The sequence below is a fragment of the Ruegeria sp. YTSC325 genome, assembly GCF_059609525.1.
In genome coordinates this window covers 85,890-102,163 of the sequence record NZ_JBXWLY010000010.1, presented here as the reverse complement: position 1 = coordinate 102,163, position 16,274 = coordinate 85,890, and the positions used below count along the sequence as shown (strand labels likewise).

14 protein-coding genes are annotated in these 16,274 nt (G+C 59.7%); 9 read left to right on the top strand and 5 right to left on the bottom strand.

Annotated elements, in window-relative coordinates:
- Window positions 1-22: 22 nt before the first annotated feature.
- Window positions 23-781 carry an alpha/beta fold hydrolase gene (locus AC2FF7_RS15205; RefSeq protein ID WP_496905889.1) on the bottom strand — a complete coding sequence of 253 codons (759 nt, stop codon included), beginning with the start codon at window positions 779-781 and terminating at the stop codon, window positions 23-25.
- A 91-nt stretch (window positions 782-872) separates the two neighbouring features.
- On the opposite strand from AC2FF7_RS15205, the gene AC2FF7_RS15200 reads away from it, so the two are divergent.
- Window positions 873-1,247 carry a hypothetical protein gene (locus AC2FF7_RS15200; RefSeq protein ID WP_480866043.1) on the top strand — a complete coding sequence of 125 codons (375 nt, stop codon included), beginning with the start codon at window positions 873-875 and terminating at the stop codon, window positions 1,245-1,247.
- Between the two features lie 48 nt (window positions 1,248-1,295).
- On the opposite strand, the gene glyA is transcribed toward AC2FF7_RS15200, so the two are convergent.
- Entirely contained in the window at window positions 1,296-2,591 is a 1,296-nt protein-coding gene (glyA, locus tag AC2FF7_RS15195; protein ID WP_170354725.1) for a serine hydroxymethyltransferase, read from the bottom strand.
- A 166-nt stretch (window positions 2,592-2,757) separates the two neighbouring features.
- Between glyA and AC2FF7_RS15190 the strand changes: the two genes are divergently transcribed.
- Entirely contained in the window at window positions 2,758-3,519 is a 762-nt protein-coding gene (locus AC2FF7_RS15190; protein WP_234899338.1) for an NAD kinase, read from the top strand.
- A 259-nt stretch (window positions 3,520-3,778) separates the two neighbouring features.
- On the opposite strand, the gene AC2FF7_RS15185 is transcribed toward AC2FF7_RS15190, so the two are convergent.
- The 3 genes from AC2FF7_RS15185 to AC2FF7_RS15175 all read right to left on the bottom strand — a co-directional run bounded on the left by AC2FF7_RS15185 (window position 3,779) and on the right by AC2FF7_RS15175 (window position 9,746).
- Entirely contained in the window at window positions 3,779-5,218 is a 1,440-nt protein-coding gene (locus tag AC2FF7_RS15185; RefSeq protein WP_496905888.1) for an amidase family protein, read from the bottom strand.
- An 81-nt stretch (window positions 5,219-5,299) separates the two neighbouring features.
- Entirely contained in the window at window positions 5,300-7,192 is a 1,893-nt protein-coding gene (gene prpE, locus AC2FF7_RS15180) for a propionate-CoA ligase PrpE (RefSeq protein ID WP_170724390.1), read from the bottom strand.
- Between the two features lie 280 nt (window positions 7,193-7,472).
- Window positions 7,473-9,746 carry an NADP-dependent malic enzyme gene (locus AC2FF7_RS15175; RefSeq protein WP_480866039.1) on the bottom strand — a complete coding sequence of 758 codons (2,274 nt, stop codon included), beginning with the start codon at window positions 9,744-9,746 and terminating at the stop codon, window positions 7,473-7,475.
- Window positions 9,747-9,931: 185 nt separating this feature from the next.
- Between AC2FF7_RS15175 and AC2FF7_RS15170 the strand changes: the two genes are divergently transcribed.
- The 7 genes from AC2FF7_RS15170 to upp all read left to right on the top strand — a co-directional run bounded on the left by AC2FF7_RS15170 (window position 9,932) and on the right by upp (window position 16,273).
- Window positions 9,932-10,600 (top strand): hypothetical protein, encoded by a 669-nt coding sequence (locus tag AC2FF7_RS15170; RefSeq protein WP_496905887.1) that lies wholly within the window; start codon window positions 9,932-9,934, stop codon window positions 10,598-10,600.
- Window positions 10,575-11,666, top strand: coding sequence for a cupin domain-containing protein (locus AC2FF7_RS15165; RefSeq protein ID WP_480866035.1), 1,092 nt, complete (start codon window positions 10,575-10,577; stop codon window positions 11,664-11,666). Before AC2FF7_RS15170 ends, AC2FF7_RS15165 begins: the two co-directional genes overlap by 26 nt.
- Before the next feature lie 89 nt (window positions 11,667-11,755).
- The gene (locus AC2FF7_RS15160) at window positions 11,756-12,142 is read left to right on the top strand and encodes a cytidine deaminase (RefSeq protein WP_480866033.1); all 387 of its coding nucleotides are present in this window, start codon (window positions 11,756-11,758) and stop codon (window positions 12,140-12,142) included.
- A gap of 3 nt (window positions 12,143-12,145) precedes the next feature.
- Window positions 12,146-13,453, top strand: coding sequence for a thymidine phosphorylase (locus AC2FF7_RS15155; protein ID WP_480866031.1), 1,308 nt, complete (start codon window positions 12,146-12,148; stop codon window positions 13,451-13,453).
- Window positions 13,450-14,661, top strand: a complete 1,212-nt coding sequence (locus AC2FF7_RS15150; protein ID WP_496905886.1) for a phosphopentomutase — start codon at window positions 13,450-13,452, stop codon at window positions 14,659-14,661. The genes AC2FF7_RS15155 and AC2FF7_RS15150 overlap by 4 nt, the downstream gene beginning before the upstream one ends.
- Window positions 14,658-15,644, top strand: coding sequence for an adenosine deaminase (locus AC2FF7_RS15145; RefSeq protein ID WP_496905885.1), 987 nt, complete (start codon window positions 14,658-14,660; stop codon window positions 15,642-15,644). Before AC2FF7_RS15150 ends, AC2FF7_RS15145 begins: the two co-directional genes overlap by 4 nt.
- Window positions 15,641-16,273 (top strand): uracil phosphoribosyltransferase, encoded by a 633-nt coding sequence (upp, locus tag AC2FF7_RS15140; protein WP_170354714.1) that lies wholly within the window; start codon window positions 15,641-15,643, stop codon window positions 16,271-16,273. The genes AC2FF7_RS15145 and upp overlap by 4 nt, the downstream gene beginning before the upstream one ends.
- The last annotated feature ends 1 nt before the right edge of the window (window position 16,274 follow it).

The following is a 16,274-nucleotide window of genomic DNA, read 5'->3' as shown; positions in this document are numbered from 1 at the left end:
GGTCGCTTTTGCGGACTTTCTCCTAAGCGTTCAGGAAGGCCCGAACCGAAGCCTCGAATTCACGCGGTTTTTCGGCGTGCAACCAATGTCCCGCACCGGGTATTTTGGCGAAGCGCGCAGTTGGAAACAGCGCCCGGATCGCGGGGCGGTATTCGGGCAGCACATAGTCAGATTCAGCCCCGGACAGAAACAGGGTCGGCTTGTCCCATGTGCCTGTCAGCTCGGGAAAGCCCATGATTTTCGGCATCTCGGCAGACAGAGTATCCAGATTCAGCAACCACCGTTGACCCTTGATGTCCAGCGACTGTGTGAAAAAGCTCTGTAAGGCTTTCTCGACACCTTGTTCGGCCAGTTGCTGTTCGGCATCTGACCGACGCGTGACAGATGACAGGTCAACGGCGCGCATTGCCTCGATGAACTGGATCTGGCTATGCGTATAAGTAACGGGCGCGATGTCAGCGACCACCAGCTTGCGCAGCTTCTCGCCATGCAGCAAGGCCAGCGTCATGGCCGCCTTGCCGCCCATCGAATGACCGAGCACATCCGCCTGTCCACCAAAATGATCAATCACCTCTGCCAGGTCATCGGCCATGCTCGGGTAGTCATGTTGTGTCGTCCACTTACTGTTGGAGTGGTTTCTCATGTCGACGGCCACGACCTGTCGCTCATCAGACAGTCTGCGTGCAATGACACCCCAGTTTCGACCCGAGCCATATAGCCCATGGGCAATCAGCAAAGGCGGGTTTGAAGTCGGTTCACCATGGATGATCGTGTTCAGCATGTCCGTGTGATACCTGTCGTGCCGACAAACAGCCAGCCCCATTGTGGCGCGTGTCCGGCCCGGATACAGTGCCGCGGCAGGAGGCCCCGATATGGCGCAAAACCCCGACATCCAAACTCAAATCGCGCAGACCGTGCAGTTGTTGCGCGACAAGTTGGGTGTGCAGGACAAGACTCTGACGGCCTCGGTCAGAAAAGCCAAACGTCAACTGCCCCGGCGCATATACAAACAGGCGCTGCTTTTGGCGGATGCCGAGCAGATGGCGGCCCATCCCAAGCTGAGGCTGGTGCTGGACACGCCCAAACTGGCCCGCGCGTCAGATGAGGTGCAGGATCATCTGACCGGCATAAATCTGGCCGACCGCAGGCTGGGCTGGTTTCTGGGAATGCTGGGTGGGTTGGCTTTCAACTTGTTGGCCCTGTCGGTTCTGCTGCTTGTGTTTCTGCGGTGGCAGGGCTTCATATGAAAAACGGCGCCGCTGGGGCGCCGTTCAACTTTTTGATATCCTGACACTTTACAGGTTCGGATAAATCGGGAAGCGCGCGCACAGTTCGGCCACTTCGGCCTTGACCTTGGCTTCGACCGCGCCGTTACCTTCTTCGCCATTAGCGGCCAGACCGTCGACCACTTCGATGATCCAATCCGCGATCTGGCGGAACTCGACCTCACCAAACCCACGAGTGGTTCCTGCAGGCGAGCCCAGGCGAATGCCCGACGTGATGGTTGGCTTTTCGGGGTCGAACGGAACGCCGTTCTTGTTGCAGGTGATGTGCGCACGACCCAAGGCTTTCTCGGTCGCGTTGCCCTTTACGCCTTTGGGGCGCAGGTCGACCAGAACCACATGGGTGTCGGTGCCGTGGGTGACCGTGTCCAGACCGCCTTTGATCAGCTGGTCCGACAGCGCCTGCGCGTTGGTCACGACCTGTTGGATGTAGGTTTTGAACTCGGGGCGCAGCGCCTCACCAAAGGCGACAGCTTTACCAGCGATGACGTGCATCAGCGGGCCGCCTTGAATGCCGGGGAAGATGGCCGAGTTCACTTTCTTGGCGATCGCCTCGTCATTGGTCAGGATCATGCCACCGCGGGGACCGCGCAGGGTCTTGTGGGTGGTGGTGGTGGCCACATGAGCATGCGGGAAGGGACTCGGATGCTCGCCTGCTGCAACCAGACCGGCAAAGTGCGCCATATCCACGTGCAGGTAAGCGCCGACCATATCGGCAATCTCGCGCATGCGGGCAAAGTCGATCTGGCGCGGGATGGCCGAGCCACCTGCGATGATCAGCTTGGGCTGGTGCTCTTTCGCCAGCGCCTCGACCTGATCATAGTCCAGCATGTTGTCCTGCTGGCGCACGCCGTATTGAACAGCCTTGAACCACTTGCCGGACTGGTTGGGGGCTGCGCCATGGGTCAGGTGGCCACCTGCGTCCAGGCTCATGCCCAGAATGGTGTCGCCGGGCTGGATCAGCGCCTGGAACACACCCTGGTTGGCTTGGCTGCCCGAGTTCGGCTGAACGTTGGCAAATCCGCAGCCAAACAGTTCTTTGGCGCGATCGATGGCCAGATTTTCGGCGACATCAACGAACTGGCAACCGCCATAATAACGACGACCCGGATAGCCTTCGGCATATTTGTTGGTCATCACCGAACCCTGCGCTTCCATCACCGCGGCAGACACGATGTTCTCGGATGCGATCAGTTCGATCTCGTCGCGCTGACGTCCCAGCTCGGATGTAATCGAGCCGAACAGCTCGGGATCACGGTCAGCGAGGGATTGGGTGAAAAATCCGGTATCACGAAGATTGGCGTTCATGGGGGCTCCACATACTGGGGGGTAATTTGCGGATTTCCTATCGGAAACTGGCCAGCGGCAAAAGGCTTAAAGCGACGATTTGGCCAACTGCGGCGTCAAGACTGGCCTATCGGGGAAAGGTATGGTTGTTTCGGAACCAAATGTGCAGCACCGGAAACCGCAACAGATGATTCAGAGAATCGCTTTTCTTGCCAGCGACGCGAAAGTGGCGCAAACCGCGCGCGACACGCTGGTCAGGCGTTATGGCAACGCAGCGCCGCGTGATGCCGATGTGGTCGTTGCGCTGGGCGGCGATGGCTTCATGCTGCACACGCTGCACAACATGCAGCATCTGGATACACCTGTTTACGGCATGAACCGTGGCACCATCGGATTTCTGATGAACGAGTTCCATGAGACTGACCTGATGGAACGCCTTGATGTAGCGATAGAAGAGGTCATCAATCCACTGGCCATGCGCGCGATGGACCAGTCCGGCAAGATGCATGAGGCGCTTGCGATCAACGAGGTATCGCTGCTGCGGGCCGGTCCGCAGGCCGCACGCCTCAAGATCAGTGTGGACGGACGGGTTCGCATGGACGAGTTGGTCTGTGACGGGGCGCTGTTGTCCACGCCTGCGGGGTCCACGGCCTATAATTACTCGGCCCATGGTCCGATTCTGCCGATTGGGTCCGATGTTCTGGCCCTGACCGCGATCGCCGCGTTTCGCCCGCGCAGGTGGCGGGGCGCTTTGTTGCCCAAGATCGCCAAGGTTCGGTTTGATGTGCTGGACGCGGATAAACGCCCGGTCATGGCGGACGCCGATTCTATCTCGTTCCCGGATATCGACTGGGTCGAGATCAGGTCCGAGCCTTCGATCCAGCATCGCATCCTTTTCGACCCCGGTCATGGGCTGGAAGAGCGGCTGATCTCGGAGCAATTCACCTGATTTTGCGTGCTGTTGGCAATTTTCTCACTCTTGTGTGAACCAGTTCACAGGAGATTGATTAACCATGGATTAATGTGAACTTACCCGGAGACACATCAACGGCGGGAGTGAGTGGCCGCCAACGGTGTTTTCGAAATGAACGCGCAGTTTTCGCGCTGGCAAGGGTAGGTGGTGCTACGCTTGTTATCGGATCTCCGGGCATATTTTAGAAAGTGGGCCCCGGGTACAAAACCCCGGGGTCAATTTCTTTTGGCAGGGGTCAGTTGACCTGATCCATCCTTTCCCACAGCGGTAGGCACATCTGTCCCACACGTGCTTCGATCGCGGCGGCGGCATCTACGGCCATATCCTCGCGCCAGCGCGCTGCAGCAATCTGGACGTTTATCGGTTGTGGCCCGTTTGGTAGATCGGCCAGACGCGCTGGAACACTGGCGGCGGGAAGGCCAAGGAAATTCATCGCGTAGGAATAGACCGCGCAGCCCAGAACTTCGTGGACGCCTTCGGGGCCTTCGGTGTCACGGTCGGGGCCGAAAAAGGGTTGCGGCAGAAACGGTGACAGAATCAGCGGATAATCCAGCATGAATAATGCCCATTCCCGCGCATACTGTGTTCGCTTGGCCAACATTCCGATCAACTCGGTTCCGGTGATGGGCGGAAATTCCTGGAAGTATACTTCAAAGATATCGCGGATGGTTTGCGATCCGGCGGCCTCGATATCTGTTTTCAACAAGGTCAGAACTTCACCCATCAACGCGCGATACCCACCGCGCCCGCATTCGAACACGTCGGGTGTGTTCACCTCTTGCACGTCATACCCCGCGTCCATCAGCGCGTCACGGGCGGTGTCCAGCGCTTTGTCGACCTCGGGGTGTAAATCATAGCCGTAGGTGTTCTTGGTAAAGGCAACCTTGATGGGCCCGTCGGTCTTATCCCCGCGCCACGACACGGCAACATGAAACGGATCGCGGGGATCAGCCGCGATCAGGCTGGGCATCGACAGGTGCAAATCCGCAGCCGAACGGGTGATCAGCCCTTGCACTGACATGGATTGCGCCAGCAAGCCACGCTCAACCTTTTGACTTGGGTTAAACGCGGGTACGCGGCCCAGACCTGGCTTCACGGTCACCGCGCCGTTGGCGGCCGCTGGAAACCGCAGGCTGCCGCCGATATCATTGCCATGCGCCAAGGCCCCGATCCCCGCCATCACCGCCGCACCGGCACCACCCGAAGATCCACCCGGCGAGATATGCCGCCCCCACGGGTTATACGTGCGGCCGTGCAGGTCGTTATCCGTGTCGGCACGAAACGAGAATTCGGGTGTATTGGTACGGCCGATCACAATAGCACCTGCGTTTTGCAGATTTCTGACGACCGGGGCATCATCGGGTGCAATCACATCCTTTAAAGCAACGACGCCGTTCGTGGTTGCATGCCCTCTTTGATCGACGTTGATCTTTATGGTGACAGGCACGCCGTGCAGTGGGCCGGGTTCCGCGCCCCCGGCGACTGCATTGTCCAGTTCACGCGCATGGCTGACGGCCTCGGTACTAAGGTCTTCGACGACGGCATTGAGGTCGGGATTGACCTGATGCAACCTGTCGATCGAGGATTTTATAGCGTCTTCCGTGCTGATCTCGCCCTTGCGGGTCAGGTTCGTCAGGTCGGTGGCGTTCAGACGCCATAAGTCACGTATTGTCATGGGGCCTCACTGTCTTAGTCAGACTGTAGAGGCCCCAAGGCGGGTTGCAAGGGCAGGGGTGCAGCAGCGCTGCACTGTGCTCTATTTCTGGGCGTAGCCGAGTGTTTTCAGGGCGTCTGTGATCTCGTCCAGAATGGCCGGATCGTCGATGGTTGCGGGCGTTTTGTAGTCCTTGCTGTCGGCAATCGACACCATCGTCCCGCGCAAGATCTTGCCCGACCGCGTCTTGGGCAGGCGATCCACCACAACAGCCTGTTTGAAGGCTGCGACTGGGCCGATCTTGTCGCGTACCAGCTTAACCACATCCTGCACGACCTCACCGTGGTCACGATCACAACCTGCATTCAGGCAAAGGAAGCCAACCGGCATCTGGCCCTTCAACTGATCGGTTACGCCGATCACGGCGCATTCCGCTACGTCGGGGTGAGAGGCCAGAACCTCTTCCATACCGCCAGTAGACAGGCGGTGACCCGCGACGTTGATCACGTCATCGGTGCGGGCCATGATGTATAGGTACCCGTCCTCATCGATCATGCCCGCGTCGCCGGTTTCATAGTAGCCGGGGAAATGCTCAAGATATGCGCTTTTGAACCGTTCTTCAGCATTCCACAGTGTTGGCAAAGTGCCGGGGGGAAGGGGAAGCTTTACTGCGATTGCGCCCAGCTCTCCGGCTTTCATGGGGTGGCCGCCTTCGTCCAGGATCTGCACGTCATAACCAGGCATAGGCTTGGCGGGTGACCCAAGTTTGATCGGCAGTTCCTCGATCCCAAGCGGATTTCCTGCGATGGGCCAGCCGGTTTCAGTTTGCCACCAATGATCGATCACCGGCACTTTCAGTGCATCCTGCGCCCAGACGATCGTGTCCGGGTCAGCCCGCTCACCGGCCAGGTAAAGCGCGCCCAAGTGGGACATATCGTAATTGTTGATCAGTTCACCTTGCGGGTCCTCGCGTTTGACCGCACGGATCGCTGTTGGTGCGGTGAAAAAGCTTTTGACCTTGTGTTCGGAAATAACACGCCAGAACGTGCCGGCGTCGGGTGTGCCCACCGGCTTGCCTTCGAACACGATCGTGGTGTTTCCGTGGATCAAAGGCGCGTAACAAATGTAAGAGTGACCCACGACCCATCCCACGTCGGATGCTGCCCAGAACACGTCACCGGGGTCCACATTGTAGATATTCTTCATCGTCCAGTTCAGCGCCACCAAATGGCCTGCGGTGGGGCGAACGACACCTTTGGGCGCACCTGTCGTGCCCGAGGTGTAGAGGATATAGGCCGGGTCGTTGCCGGCGACCGGAACACACTCGGCCGGTTCGACACCGTATTGGAAGCCATGCCAGTTGAAGTCGCGACCTTCAATCAGTTGTGCAACCTCTTGCTCGCGTTGGAAAATAACGCAGAAATCGGGTTTGTGCTCGGCCAAATCGATGGCCCCGTCCAATAGGGGTTTGTAGTGGACAACGCGCCCGGGCTCCATCCCGCACGAGGCGGCGATGATTGCTTTGGGCTTCGCATCGTCGATCCGAACAGCCAACTCGTTGCTGGCAAAGCCTCCAAACACCACCGAATGTACGGCCCCAAGACGGGCGCAGGCCAGCATGGCCTCCAACGCTTCGGGGATCATCGGCATGTAGATAATAACCCGGTCGCCTTTTTCCACGCCCTTGGCCCGCAATGCACCGGCCAGCATCGCGACGCGATTGCGCAGCTCGACATACGAGATCTCGCGCTTGGTGTGGGTGATAGGGCTGTCGTAGATTATTGCCGTCTGCTCGGCGCGGCCGTTTTCCACGTGGCGATCCACGGCGTTCCAGCATGTGTTGACTTGGGCGTCCGAGAACCATTCGTAGATCGGAGCGTTGTCGTCGAACAGGGCTTTGGTCGGTGGACGCACCCAGTCGATGCTTTTGGCGGCCTCCATCCAAAATTCCTCTGGGTTGGATTTCCAGCTGTCGAAAACGTCCTGGTAAGCCACGATAATCTCCTCCGATAGTTCAGTGCGCTTTGTGTAAAGTGGCCGAAGGGTAACGGACAAGCGACGCTTAAGTCGGAGCGTCACTTTATCGCAAAATATTTGCATATCTTTGGAAGTAGAGGTGCAAATTTTTGCAAATGCACTTTTTGGGCGCAGTAAGGTGGGTATCGTGGGGAATTTTTGCAAAGTTGCAAAGAGGGCTGAGCAAACAAGTCTCAGAATCATACCGGGCGCCTTAGCTGGCGCCCGGTTCGAATTATTGACAGATCAGGTTACACGACTACCCGTAGTGGGTAACGGGCGTACCCGCTATTGCGGCCATGTTCAGCAACCCACGCGCGGTGATTGATGGCGTCACGATATGCGCCTTGTTGCCCATCCCCATCAGGATCGGCCCAACCTCCAGCCCGTCCGCCTTCATTTTCAGAATGTTTCGCACGCCGCTGGCCGCGTCGGAATGCGCGAAGATCAACACATTCGCTGCACCCTCCATGCGGGAATTCGGGAAGATGCGCGAGCGCAGCTCGGGGTCCAGCGCAAGGTCAAGATTCATCTCGCCCTCATAGGTAAAGTCACGTGGCTCCGAGTCCAGAATATCCAGCGCCGCCCGCAGACGTTTGCCTGACCCTTCCGCCTGATTGCCAAACTGGGATTGCGAGCAAAAGGCGATTTTGGGTTCAAGCCCAAAGCGGCGCACGTGACGCGCTGCCCCGATTGTGCTTTCGGCCAGTTCCTCGGGGGAGGGCAGTTGCCGAACATGGGTGTCAGCAATAAACAACGGCCCGTCTTCCAGGATCATCAGCGACAGCGCGCCGTGCGGACGTAAGTCTCCGTCGCTCAAAATTTGTTGCACATAGTTCAAGTGCCAGCGGTACTCGCCAAAGGTTCCGCAGATCATACTGTCTGCATCGCCCCGATGCACGGCAATCGAGGCAATAGCAGTGTTGTTGGTCCGCATGATCGCCTTGGCCAGATCAGGCGTAACGCCACGGCGCTGCATCAGTCCGTGATATGTATTCCAATAATCATAATAGCGCGGGTCGTCTTGCGGGTTTACGATCTGGAAATCCTCACCCGGCCGGACGGTCAGACCCAGCCTTTCGCATCGGGCATCGATTACATCGGGACGACCGATCAGAATCGGGGTCTCGGTGGTTTCTTCCAAAATAGCTTGGGCTGCGCGCAGGACGCGTTCGTCTTCACCCTCGGCAAAGACGATCTTGCGGGACGCGGCCGAGGCGGCCTCGAAAACCGGTCGCATGATCAGCGCCGATTTGAAAACGGTTTGGTTGAGCTGTTCTTTATACGCTTCGATATCGGCAATCGGGCGTTTGGCCACACCGCTCGCCATAGCGGCCTTGGCCACCGAGGATGACACCACGCCCACAAGGCGCGGGTCAAAGGGTTTGGGGATCAGATAGTCGGGACCGAAGGTCAGTTGTTCACCCTTATAGGCGGCTGCGGCCTCGGCACTGGTGGTGGCGCGGGCCATTTCGGCGATACCGTCGACACAGGCGATCTGCATCTCATCGTTGATCTCGGTTGCGCCAACATCCAGCGCGCCGCGGAAGATGAAGGGAAAGCACAGGACGTTGTTCACCTGATTGGGAAAGTCGCTGCGGCCCGTGGCGATGATTGCATCCGGCGCAACCTCGCGCGCGGCATCGGGCAGAATTTCCGGGTTCGGGTTGGCCAGCGCAAAGATGATCGGGCGGCTGGCCATTTTCGCGACCATATCGGGCTTGAGCACATTCGGCCCGCTTAGGCCAAGGAACAGGTCCGCATCCCCTATCACGTCATCCAGCGTGCGCAGATCGGATTTCTGTGCGAACTGGTCCTTGTGCGGATTCATATCCTCGGCGCGGCCTTCGTAGACCAGACCGTGAATATCGCACAGCCAGATATTCTCGCGCTTGACGCCTAGCTTGACCAGCATGGACAGGCAGGCAATCCCCGCCGCCCCGCCGCCGGTCGAGACGACTTTGATGTCTTCGAACGATTTGCCGGCAACGTGCAGCGCGTTCTTGGCGGCCGCCCCCACAACGATGGCAGTGCCGTGCTGGTCGTCGTGAAAAACGGGGATATTCATCCGCTCGCGGCAGATTTTTTCGACGACGAAGCAGTCGGGGGCTTTGATGTCTTCTAGGTTGATCGCACCAAAAGTGGGCTCTAACGCGCAGACGATATCAGCCAGCTTTTCGGGATCGGGCTGATCGACCTCGATATCGAAACAGTCGATATTAGCGAATTTCTTGAACAGAACGGCCTTGCCTTCCATCACTGGTTTTGAGGCCAGCGCACCGATGTTGCCCAGTCCCAAAACCGCCGTCCCGTTTGAGACCACCGCCACAAGGTTGCCGCGCGCCGTATAAAGCTCGGCATTTTGGGGGTCGGCCTTAATTTCAAGGCTCGCTTCGGCCACGCCGGGTGAGTAGGCGCGCGCCAAGTCGCGACCGTTGGCCATCGGCTTAGTGGCTTTGATCTCTAGCTTTCCGGGCTTTGGGTGGGCGTGGTAGTCAAGCGCGGCCTGCCGCAGGCTGGGGGTGTCAGACATTGGCGATTTATCTCCGTTCCGAAATTTGATTGACCGTTAAACCATTTTTTCCGGCTTGGCTACGTTACGTCATTTTGCAGCATGTTTTCGGCGACATGAGCGCGTGAGTTGCATTTCAATTCAAAGTAACTAGTTTCGAGCATCTTCGAAAACCTGTCTTTCAGACGCAAGAACAAAGGCCAGACATGAGCTTTAATGAGGATCTCCGGACTGGTTCCAAAGGGCATATTTACTTTGGGCTTCCTGCTGCTCTGGCCGCAATGGCGCTTGTGTTGGTCGTTATCTCTATCTGGCCGGAACAGGCATCGCGTTTCAACCAAGAGGGCGGCTTGATCGAGACTGGCTCGGCTTTTGCTTTGCTGGCGGCGGGCTTTGCAGCGTTTTACCGCTTTCCCGGCGTCAAGCGCCTGTACATCGGCGTCGTGTGTCTTCTGTTGGCCGAGCGCGAGCTTGAAGCGGATGTCTACTCGGTTGGAACCTTTCCTCATACGATCCTCAGTGGTTTGGACGTGATGCTGGACATGACTGCCGTGCGCATAGTGCTGGCGGTGATCGTGTTGGGTGGGTTGATCTGGCACGGTGTCCCGACGGGTTGGCGTGCTTTGAAGGCACGCGCGCCGTTTTTGCTGGTGTTTTTCCTGGCGGGGATGTCGGCAGTGGTCGCGCAACTGCTGGAAGAGGTGTCCGGGATGATGGGCGCGGATATGTCTCAGACCATGATACTGCGCCTGTTTGTGCTGGAAGAAACGCTTGAGATGTTCTTTTCGATTGGCATTCTGGCCGCTGTTCTGATCGGATGGCCGAAAGCCAAGATCGAAGAGACAGTGAATGACCAACAACCAGACCAAAGCTGAGATTCGTCTGCCCACGCGGGAGCTGCGCGACGATATCCCCTTTTTTACCAAGGTGCTGGGGATGCGGATGGATATGATCTATCCCGCCGATGACCCTCGGGTGGCGGTGTTTTCCGGCCACGGGCTGCGGCTGCGGATTGAAAAGGACGCGCCGGAAAGCCCCGGCACGTTGCGCATCCTGACCGATGACCCCGACAGCTTTGCCGACGGACAGCGCAGCCTAGTGGCCCCGAACGGAACAAAGGTCGAGATTGATGAGCTGAATCCGCCCATGGTCATGCCGGACACGGTGCATTCTTTCGTTGTGCGCAGGCTCAAGGATCAGGCCCCGTGGATCATTGGTCGCGCCGGGATGCACTATCGTGATCTGGTGCCCGACCGGCTGGGCGGGTCCATCATTGCTAGCCATATCCGCATTCCCGACGGTGGACCGGTGCCGGACATGGTGCATTTCCACAAGGTCGGATTCCAACTGATCTTCTGCATCCACGGCTGGGTGGATGTGGTCTACGAGGATCAGGGCGACAAGATGCGCCTGACTGCTGGCGATTGCTTTATCCAACCGCCCGAAATCCGTCACCGCGTGCTTGAGGCCTCGGACAATGTGCAGGTGATCGAGATCGGCGTGCCTGCCGAGCACGTCACAGAGATTGATCACGATATGGACCTACCCACCCCGCACTACCGCCCCGATCGTGAATGGCAGGGGCAGAAGTTCGTCTTCAATCAGGCCGAGGGCGCGGATTGGGTGCCGTTCCGCCTGCCGGGCTATATCTGCCGCGACACCACGATTGCGGAAAACACCAAGGGCGTGGCCGGGGTGCAGGTCGTGCGCAAAGGGCAGGGTGATCCGCAATGGGCTGCCCATGACACAGATATCCATTTTACCTTTGTCATGAACGGCGCGGTCACATTAGAAGGTGAAGGGCGCGAGCCATACCCGCTGGAACAAGGGGACGCGTTTGTGATCCCTCCGGGGATGCGGACGCGCCTGTCGGACCCGTCGGATGATGTGGAACTGCTTGAGGTGACGCTGCCGGGCACGTTCAACACACGGCTGGGGTAAGAATTGCGGCGCGCGGGGCTTCACCTTGGCGCGCCGTTTCACTAGAACAGTATTTTTCTGACCAGATGATCAAAAATCGGGGAATCGCCATGAGCCTGAAAGACGCAGCCCTCTTAGTTCGCGAAAACGCCTATGCGCCCTATTCGAACTTCAAGGTCGGGGCGGCGGTCCGATCTGCCTCGGGCGTGATTTATTCCGGATGCAATGTCGAAAACGTGGCCTATCCCGAAGGCACCTGCGCTGAAGCAGGGGCGATTGCCGCCATGGTCGCCGCAGGCGAGCAGGAACTGACCGAGGTTTATGTGGTTGCCTCATCGCCTCAGCCCGTGCCGCCCTGCGGGGGGTGCCGTCAGAAACTGGCTGAGTTCGGCAAGCGCGAGGTCAAGGTGACACTGGCATCGGTCGAAGGGTCTGAGATGGAAACCACCATTGGCGATCTGCTGCCGGGGGCCTTTGGCGCCTCGCATATGGAGTGAGCCATGGACGCCCGTTCGATCATTGCCAAACTGCGCCGGGGTCAGGTGCCCACGGCCGAGGAACTGCGCTGGTTCGCGCAAGGTCTGGCTGATGGTGGCGTCAGTGATGCGCAGGCTGGGGCTTTTGCGATGGCCGTCTGTATGGGCGGTCTGGGCGCGCAGGGCCGCGCTGACCTGACGGTTGCAATGCGCGACAGCGGCGACGTTCTGACATGGGACGTGGATGGCCCGGTGATCGACAAGCACTCGACCGGAGGGGTGGGGGACAGTGTCAGTCTGGTGCTTGCACCTGCACTGGCTGAGATGGGGGCCTATGTCCCGATGATCTCGGGTCGTGGGTTGGGCCATACCGGTGGGACGCTGGACAAGCTCGAGTCGATTCCGGGCGTGACCACTCAGATCAGCGAAGATCGTCTGGCGCAGATTTTGCGCGAAACCGGCGCGGCCATCGTTGGTGCAACGGGGCAGATCGCCCCTGCGGACAAGCGGCTCTATGCAATCCGCGATGTGACGGCGACGGTGGAAAGCCTCGACCTGATCACCGCGTCGATCCTGTCCAAGAAGCTGGCCGCCAGCCCGGATGCACTGGTGCTGGACGTCAAGGTGGGCAGCGGCGCGTTCATGAAAACCCACGAGGATGCGCGCAATCTGGCACAGGCCCTGACCCAGACCGCGAATGCCGCGGGATGCCGCACCTCGGCGGTGATCACGGATATGAACCAACCTCTGGCACCGGCGCTGGGCAACGCGTTAGAGATCTGCGAGGTCATGAAAGCCATGACCGGCGGGCGCAATACGCCCTTGGCCGAAATCTCGGCCGAGTTGGGCGGCGTGCTGCTGGTGGATGCCGGGATGTGCGCAACCTTGGATGAGGGGCGCGAGAAACTGGCCGAAATTATCCGCTCTGGCCGCGCGGCCGAAAGGTTCGGGCGCATGATGGCCGCCGTCGGCGCGCCACTGCATTTCGTCGACAACTGGTCGCGGTACTTGCCCGAGGCCAGCGTGATTCTTGAAGTTCCTGCGCCAAGCACGGGCTATGTCACTGCGATGGATGGCGAAGCGTTGGGACTGGCCGTCGTTGCGCTGGGCGGCGGGCGGCAAGTTGAAAGCGACGTGATCGACCCCGCCGTGGGGATTTCCAATATCGTCCGACTGGGCGACAAGCTGGACAAAGGTACGCCGTTGGCCGTGATCCACGCCGCGCGCGAGGACGCGGCGCAACAGGCGGCGCAAGCCGTCTTGCAAGCGATCAGCCTCGGGCCGGACAGCCCCTCGCTGCCGGGGATCGTGCATGAAAGGATCACCGCATGACCCGCGTGTTTCTGGTCGTGATGGACTCGGTCGGCATCGGCGGCGCGCCGGATGCGGATCAATTTTTTAACGGCACGGTGCCCGATACGGGGGCCAACACGCTGGCCCATATCGCGCAGGCCTGCGCTGAGGGGCGGGCCGAGGATGGGCGCTCGGGCCCGCTGCATTTGTCTCATCTGGATGCGTTGGGGCTGGGGGCGGCGACCCGTTTGGCCTCGGGCGCAGACACGCCGGGGCTGCGGGCGGAACCGACCGGCCTGTGGGGCTGCGCGCGGGAACATTCGCCGGGTAAGGACACGCCCTCGGGCCATTGGGAACTGGCCGGGCTGCCGGTGTCTTGGGAATGGCACTATTTCCCGGATACGCAGCCAGCCTTTCCCGCCGACCTCAGCCGGGCCGCCGCCGAGGCTGCAGGAACCGACGGCATATTGGGCGATTGCCACGCCTCGGGTACGGCGATCATTGCAGACCTGGGCGCCGAACATCTGCGCACCGGCTGGCCGATCTGCTATACCTCGGCTGACAGCGTGTTCCAGATCGCCGCGCATGAGGAGCATTTCGGCCTAGACCGATTGCTGGAAATGTGCCGAACTCTGGCCCCGCGCTTGCACGAGATGAAAGTGGGCCGGGTCATCGCGCGACCATTCGTGGGAACGCCGGAACAGGGCTTCACCCGCACCACCAACCGCAAGGATTTCGCCATCCTGCCGCCTGCGCCGGTTCTGACCAACTGGGCGCAGGATTCCGGGCGGCGCGTGCATGCGGTCGGCAAGATCGGTGATATCTTCTCGATGCAGGGGATCGACACGCTGCGCAAAGGCTCGGACGCCGAGCTGATGCGTCACCTCTCCGATCTGGTCGATGAGGCGGAAGAGGGCAGCCTGATCTTCGCCAATTTCGTGGAGTTCGACAGCCTGTACGGCCACCGCCGCGACATCAGCGGCTATGCAAGCGCGCTGGAATGGTTCGACCGTGAGATCGGCGCAATCATCGCCCGTCTGCGGCCCGGAGACTTGATGCTGCTCACCGCCGACCACGGCAATGACCCCAGCTGGATCGGCACCGACCATACGCGCGAACAGGTGCCCGTTCTGATCGCCGGGCGAGGCGCGGGCCAGATCGGCGCGGTGAATTTCACCGATATTGCGGCTAGCATCGCACACCACCTGAACATCCCGGCGCAGGGGCCGGGGCGGAGTTTTCTATGAGCGTCGCAGACCTTCCCAAAATCGAATTGCACCTGCACCACGAAGGCGCGGCCCCGCCCGCCTTTATCCGGCAGTTGGCCCATGAAAAGCGCATCGACCTGAGCGGGATTTTCAAACCCGACGGCAGCTATGATTTCCGCGATTTCGCCCATTTCCTCAGCGTGTATGAGGCCGCCTGCGAAGTGCTGAAATCGCCCGAGGATTTCCGCCGCCTGACACTGGCCATCCTCGAAGAAAGCGCGGCGAACGGAGTGGTTTATTCGGAAACCTTCCTCAGCCCCGATTTCTGCGGCGGCGGAGACCTACACGCCTGGCGCGACTACCTGACCGCCATCCAGGACGCGGCGGATGAGGCCGAGCGCAAATACGACATCACCCTGCGTGGGGTCGTGACCTGTGTGCGCCATTTCGGTCCTGAAAAAGCAAAGCTCAGCGCCCATTGTGCAGCGGAAACCGCTGGTGATTGGATCACCGGCTTTGGCATGGGCGGGAACGAGGCTATGGGAGCTCAGGGGGACTATAAGTGGTCTTTTGACTGCGCCCGCGAGGCTGGTCTGCGCCTGACCACGCATGCCGGAGAGTTTGGTGGCCCCGAAAGCGTGCGTGATGCTATTCGAGACTTGCGTGTGGAACGTGTGGGCCACGGCGTACGCGCCGCCGAAGACCCAGACCTGATCCGCGAGATTGTGGACCGCGACATCACGCTTGAGGTCTGCCCCGGCTCGAACGTGGTACTGGGGCTTTTCCCCGATTTCGCCGCGCATCCAATTGCCAAATTGCGCGATGCGGGTGTGAAGGTCACAATTTCCACGGACGATCCGCCGTTTTTCCACACCACAATGCGGCGTGAATATGAGATGTTGAGCAAGGCGTTCGGCTGGGATGCTGAAGTTTTTGCCGCGCTTAACGAAACCGCACTGAACGCGGCTTTTTGCGATGAAGAGACCCGCGCGCGGGTCAAGACAAGACTGGAGAGAATATGAGCGAACACCTGACCGTCGTTGACCACCCGCTGGTGCAGCACAAACTGACGCTCATGCGGGACAAGGGCACCTCGACCGCCAGCTTCAGGCAGTTGCTGCGCGAGATCACTCAGCTGCTTGCCTATGAGGTCACGCGTGAGATGCCGCTGACCACCCGCCATATCGAAACTCCGATGGAGGAGATGGACGCCCCCATCCTGGCTGGTAAGAAGCTGGCGCTGGTGTCGATCCTGCGGGCCGGAAACGGGATGCTGGATGGGGTGCTGGAGCTGGTGCCCTCGGCCCGCGTGGGTTTTGTCGGCCTCTACCGCGATGAGGAAACGCTGAAACCCGTTCAGTACTATTTCAAAGCGCCCGAGGGGCTGAAAGACCGTCTGGTCATCGCGGTTGATCCGATGCTGGCCACCGGTAACAGTTCGGCCGCGGCGATTGATCTGCTGAAAGAGGCGGGTGCCACCGATATCCGATTCCTGTGCCTGCTGGCTGCCCCCGAAGGCGTTGCGCGGATGAAAGAGGCGCATCCGGACGTGCACATCGTAACGGCGTCACTGGACCGAGAGCTGAATTCCAAAGGCTATATCATGCCCGGCCTCGGCGACGCGGGCGACCGGATGTTCGGTACCAAGTAAG